This is a genomic window from Mesorhizobium sp. M5C.F.Ca.IN.020.32.2.1 (assembly GCF_004023105.1).
GTDB lineage: Bacteria > Pseudomonadota > Alphaproteobacteria > Rhizobiales > Rhizobiaceae > Mesorhizobium > Mesorhizobium wenxiniae.
In genome coordinates this window covers 1-5,335 of sequence record NZ_RZSX01000424.1, presented here as the reverse complement: position 1 = coordinate 5,335, position 5,335 = coordinate 1, and the positions used below count along the sequence as shown (strand labels likewise).

Genomic DNA, 5,335 nt, shown 5'->3' with positions numbered 1-5,335 from the left:
CATTTAAGCTGGTCGACCGGACCGAGGAATACTCCACGCAGATCCTCGCCGGGCCCAATTCGCGAAAAATCCTCGCCGATGTCTGCGCCGCCGACCTTGCTCTGCCCTGGCTGACGCACCAGGAGACGACGGTCGCCGGCCGTTGGGCAAGGCTGGTGCGCGTGTCCTTCGCCGGCGAACTCGGCTGGGAAATCCACACCAAGGTCGACGCCACCGCCGCCGTCTTCGACGCTGTCTGGGCGGCCGGCCAGAAGCACGGCCTGACGCCGTTCGGCATGTACGCGCTGGATTCGCTGCGGCTCGAAAAAGGCTATCGCGCCTGGAAAGGCGACCTGTCGACCGACTATTCGATCCTGCAGGGTGGGTTGGAGCGTTTCGTCAGATGGGACAAGCCCGACTTCCGCAGCAAGGCAGCGCTTCAGAACGAGAAGCAGCAGGGCGTCAAGAAACGCTTTGTCACGCTGATCATCGAAAACCCCGGCGACTGCGATGCGCCTACCATGTCGACGCTGTGGCATGACGGCCGGATAGTCGGCGAGACGACGTCCGGCGGCTGGGGTCATCGTATCGACAAATCGATCGCGCTCGGCATGCTGCGGGCCGATCTCACTGAGCCGGGAACTACGGTCGAGGTCGAGATCTTCGGCGAGCGCTTCAAAGCGATCGTGCAGAAGGACGAACCGCTGTGGGATCCAAAGAACGAGAGGTTGCGCGCGTGAATACGGTTATCCTCACTGACGGCGGCATGGGTCAGGAACTGGTACGCCGCAGCAAGTCCGATCCCACCCCGCTATGGTCGGCCAGGGTGCTGATCGACGAACCGGACCTGGTGCGCGACCTGCATGCGGAGTTCATCCGGGCCGGCGCCCGTGTCATCACCATCAACACCTATTCGGCAACGCCCGAACGGCTGGCGCGGGAGGGCGCGGAAGAGCTGTTCAAGCCGCTGCAGAAGCGCGGCATGGAACTGGCAAGGCAAGCTCGCGACCAGGCCGGCGACGCGGCAATCGCCGGCTGCCTGTCGCCCCTGTTCGGCAGCTACGCGCCGGCACTGACGATATCCTTCCAGGATACGCTCGACATCTACCGCCGCATCGTTGCCGAGCAGGCTGACGGCGTCGATCTGTTCCTGTGCGAAACCATGGCGTCGGCCGAGGAGGCGCGCGCGGCTGTCACCGCGGCGTCGGAAAGCGGCAAACCGGTGTGGGTGTCTTGGACACTTGCCGATCACGGCGCACCACGACTGCGCAGCGGCGAAGCCATTGCGGCTGCGTCGAGCGCTCTCAACGGGCTGCCGGTCGCAGCTAGACTGGTCAATTGCTGCAGGCCCGAAGCGATTGCTGCAGCGTTGCCCGAACTGATCTGCCTCGGCGGCCCGGTCGGCGCCTATGCCAACGGCTTCACCTCGATTGAGGCGCTCAAGCATGGCGGCACCGTGGAAGTGCTGCACGCCCGCCACGACCTTGATCCGGACGCCTATGCAGGCCAGGCAGTCGGCTGGGTTGAGGCCGGCGCCGGCATCGTCGGCGGCTGCTGTGAAGTCGGACCGCCCCACATCGCCGCCCTGCGTGACCGGCTCGAACAGGCCGGCTACGAAATTTCGGGAGTAGCATAATGCCCAGACCATCATCGCGCATTTCCGGCATCGTGCCTTCCGGCAAGGATGGCTGGGAGGTTCATTTCGCTGCCTGGACACGCAAGGAGGCCGGCGAGGACATCATCATGCTGTCGGTTGGCGACCACGATTTCGACACGCCGGCGCAGACGATCGAAGCCTGCGTGACCGCGGTTCGCGCCAGCAACCACCACTACACCCCGCTTCCCGGCATTCCGCGCCTGCGCAAGGCAATGGCGGCGGCGTCGACCGTGTGCACCGGCGTTGCGACCAACCCCGACCAGGTCATCGCCACGCCAGGCGGACAGGCAGCGCTTTACGCGGCGGTACAAGCCGTTCTCGATCAGGGCGACCATGCCATCGTGGTGGCGCCCTATTACGCAACCTACCCCAACACGTTCAGTGCAGCGGGCGCCGATTTCACCGTAGTCGAGACACCCCCCGAGGATGGTTTCCAGCCGCGAGCCGCCGACATTCGTGCCGCGCTCCGGCCGAACACGCGCGCCATCCTCATCAATACGCCCAACAACCCGACGGGTGCTGTCTACTCGGGCCAGCGGCTGGAAGACCTGGCGCAGATCTGCCGGGAACATGACCTCTGGCTGCTGTCGGACGAGGTCTATTGGACGCTGGGCGGCGGCGAGCACATCTCGCCGCGCTCGCTGCCCGGCATGGCGGAACGCACGCTGGTCATCAATTCCATGTCGAAGAGCCACGGCATGACCGGCTGGCGCATGGGCTGGCTGACCGGGTCAGAAGAGATGATCTCGCTGCTGACCAACCTCAATCTGGTGACGACCTACGGCCTGCCGGCCTTCATCAGCCTCGCTTGCGCCGAGGCGCTGGAAAACGGCTATGGCGTCAAGGAGATCGCCGAACGCTATGCCGCAAGGCGCAGCGTCGTCCTCGACGCAATGCACGGTATGAACAACATCACCGTGCGCGGCTCTGAAGGCGGCATGTATGTCATGCTCGACATTTCGGCCATCGAGCCGGACGACGAGAAATTCGCCTGGGCTTTCCTCGACAAGGAAAAAGTCGGCGTCATGCCGGGCTCGAGTTTCGGCGATGCCGCCGCCGGCCACATCCGCGTCAGCCTCTGCCAGCCCGAGGCGATACTTTTGGAAGCAGCCCTTCGGCTGCGCCGCTTCGCTTCCAACTATCGCCGTGAGGCTGCATGAGCGCCCTGCCCCAGAATACCATCCCGACAAAGGCCATTCCTCCCAAAGCAAGGGCCGTCATCATCGGCGGCGGTGTTTCAGGCTGTTCGGTCGCCTACCATCTGGCCAAGCTCGGCTGGACCGATATCGTGCTGCTCGAACGCAAGCAGCTGACATCGGGCACGACATGGCACGCCGCCGGCTTGATCGGCCAGCTGCGCGGTTCGCAGAACATGACGCGGCTGGCGAAATATTCGGCCGACCTCTACGTCAAGCTCGAAGCCGAGACCGATGTCGGCACCGGCATGCGGCAGGTCGGCTCGATCACCGTGGCGCTGACCGAGGAGCGCAAGCACGAGATTTATAGGCAGGCGTCTCTCGCCCGCGCGTTCGATGTCGACGTGCGCGAGATTTCGCCTGATGAAGTCAAGGAGATGTACCCGCATCTCAACATTTCCGATGTGGTCGGCGCCGTGCATCTGCCGCTCGACGGCCAGTGCGACCCGGCCAATATCGCCATGGCGCTGGCCAAGGGTGCGCGCCAGCGCGGTGCGACGATCGTCGAGAACGTGAAGGTAACCAAGGTCCATACCAGGGATAGCCGCGTTACCGGCGTCTCTTGGACGCAAGGCGACGAGCAAGGCATGATCGAAGCCGATGTCGTCGTCAATTGCGCGGGCATGTGGGCGCGCGAGCTCGGGCGCCAGAACGGCGTCACCATCCCGCTGCATGCCTGCGAGCACTTTTACCTCGTCACCGAACCGATCTCCGGCCTGACCCGCCTGCCGGTGCTGCGCGTGCCGGACGAATGCGCCTACTACAAGGAAGACGCCGGCAAGATGATGCTCGGCGCCTTCGAGCCGGTGGCCAAGCCATGGGGCATGGACGGCATCCGCGAAGATTTCTGCTTCGACCAGTTGCCTGAGGATTTCGAGCATTTCGAGCCGATCCTTGAAATGGGCGTCAACCGGATGCCGATGCTGGCCAGCGCCGGCATCCACACTTTCTTCAACGGTCCCGAGAGTTTTACGCCTGATGATCGCTACTATCTCGGCGAGGCGCCGGAGCTTTCCGGCTACTGGATCGCGACCGGCTATAATTCGATAGGCATCGTTTCCTCCGGCGGCGCCGGTATGGCCCTGGCGCAATGGATCAATGACGGCGAGGCACCCTTCGATCTGTGGGAGGTCGACATCCGCCGCGCCCAGCCGTTCCAGAAGAACCGCCGCTACCTGAAGGAGCGCGTCTCCGAGACGCTCGGCCTGCTCTATGCCGACCATTTTCCGTACCGCCAGATGGCGACCTCGCGGAACGTCAGACGCTCGCCGCTGCACGAACATCTGAAGGCGCGCGGTGCGGTGTTCGGCGTGGTTGCCGGCTGGGAGCGCGCCAACTGGTTCGCCAGGCCCGGCCAGGAGCGCGAATACCGCTATTCATGGAAGCGGCAGAACTGGTTCGACAACCAGCGCGAGGAACATCTGGCCGTCCGAAACGGCGTCGGCCTGTTCGACATGACCTCGTTCGGCAAGATCCGTGTCGAGGGCCGCGATGCCTGCGCCTTCCTGCAGAAACTCTGCGCCAACGACATGGACGTGGCGCCGGGCAAGATCGTCTATACCCAAATGCTCAACCAGCGCGGAGGTATCGAGAGCGATCTCACCGTCTCACGGCTATCTGAAACGGCCTACTTCCTGGTCGTGCCTGGCGCGACGCTGCAGCGCGATCTCGCGTGGCTAAAAAAACACCTCTCCCATGAATTCGTCGTCATCACCGATGTCACCGCTGCCGAAGCCGTGCTTTGCCTGATGGGTCCGGATGCGAGGAAGCTGATTCAAAAGCTGAGCCCGAACGATTTCTCCAACGAAACCAACCCGTTCGGGACGTTTCAGGAGATTGAAATCGGCATGGGGCTGGCCCGCGCCCACCGCGTAACCTATGTTGGCGAACTGGGCTGGGAGCTTTATGTCTCGACCGACCAGGCCGCCCACGTGTTCGAGGCGATCGAGGAGGCCGGCGCCGATGTCAGCCTAAAACTCTGCGGCCTGCACACGCTGGATTCCTGCCGCATCGAAAAGGCCTTCCGGCACTTCGGCCACGACATCACCGATGAGGACAATGTGCTGGAGGCAGGCCTTGGCTTCGCAGTGAAGACTGCCAAGGGCGACTTCCTTGGCCGCGACGCCGTGCTGAGAAAAAAAGAAACCGGATTGGACCGGCGGCTGCTGCAGTTCCGCCTGAAAGACACGCAACCCTTGCTCTTTCACAATGAGGCGATCCTGCGCGACGGCAAGATCGTCGGCCCGATCACCTCGGGCAATTACGGCCATCATCTCGGCGGCGCCATGGGCCTCGGCTACGTGCCTTGCAAGGGCGAGAGCGAGGCGGACCTGCTGTCGTCGTCCTACGCGATCGAAATCGCCGGCGAGCGCTTCGCCGCCGAGGCATCGCTGAAGCCGATGTATGATCCGAAATCGGAACGGGTGCGGATGTAGCTCAGAAGCGCTCCAGCTTCGTTCGCACTTTCTCCAGGAACGCCGCCCTCGTCCTCGGTGTCGATGAG

General features: G+C 63.6%; 4 protein-coding genes. All 4 read left to right on the top strand.

The annotated features are described in order from the left end of the window. On the top strand, positions 1-719 hold a 719-nt coding region (locus EOA86_RS20595; protein ID WP_164891863.1), incomplete at its 5' end, for an aminomethyltransferase family protein. Further along, on the top strand, positions 716-1,615 hold the full coding sequence (locus EOA86_RS20590) for a homocysteine S-methyltransferase family protein (RefSeq protein WP_128343321.1): 900 nt from the start codon (positions 716-718) through the stop codon (positions 1,613-1,615). The genes EOA86_RS20595 and EOA86_RS20590, both read left to right, overlap by 4 nt. Further along, positions 1,615-2,796, top strand: coding sequence for a pyridoxal phosphate-dependent aminotransferase (locus EOA86_RS20585; RefSeq protein ID WP_128343319.1), 1,182 nt, complete (start codon positions 1,615-1,617; stop codon positions 2,794-2,796). Before EOA86_RS20590 ends, EOA86_RS20585 begins: the two co-directional genes overlap by 1 nt. Continuing rightward, positions 2,793-5,267 (top strand): FAD-dependent oxidoreductase, encoded by a 2,475-nt coding sequence (locus EOA86_RS20580; RefSeq protein WP_164891862.1) that lies wholly within the window; start codon positions 2,793-2,795, stop codon positions 5,265-5,267. The genes EOA86_RS20585 and EOA86_RS20580 overlap by 4 nt, the downstream gene beginning before the upstream one ends. The last annotated feature ends 68 nt before the right edge of the window (positions 5,268-5,335 follow it).

What these genes read in the sequence shown, in the direction of transcription:
- EOA86_RS20585 (WP_128343319.1), top strand. Translation starts at nt 1,615, where the DNA reads ATGCCCAGACCATCATCGCGCATTTCCGGCATCGTGCCTTCCGGCAAG.
- EOA86_RS20580 (WP_164891862.1), top strand. Translation starts at nt 2,793, where the DNA reads ATGAGCGCCCTGCCCCAGAATACCATCCCGACAAAGGCCATTCCTCCC.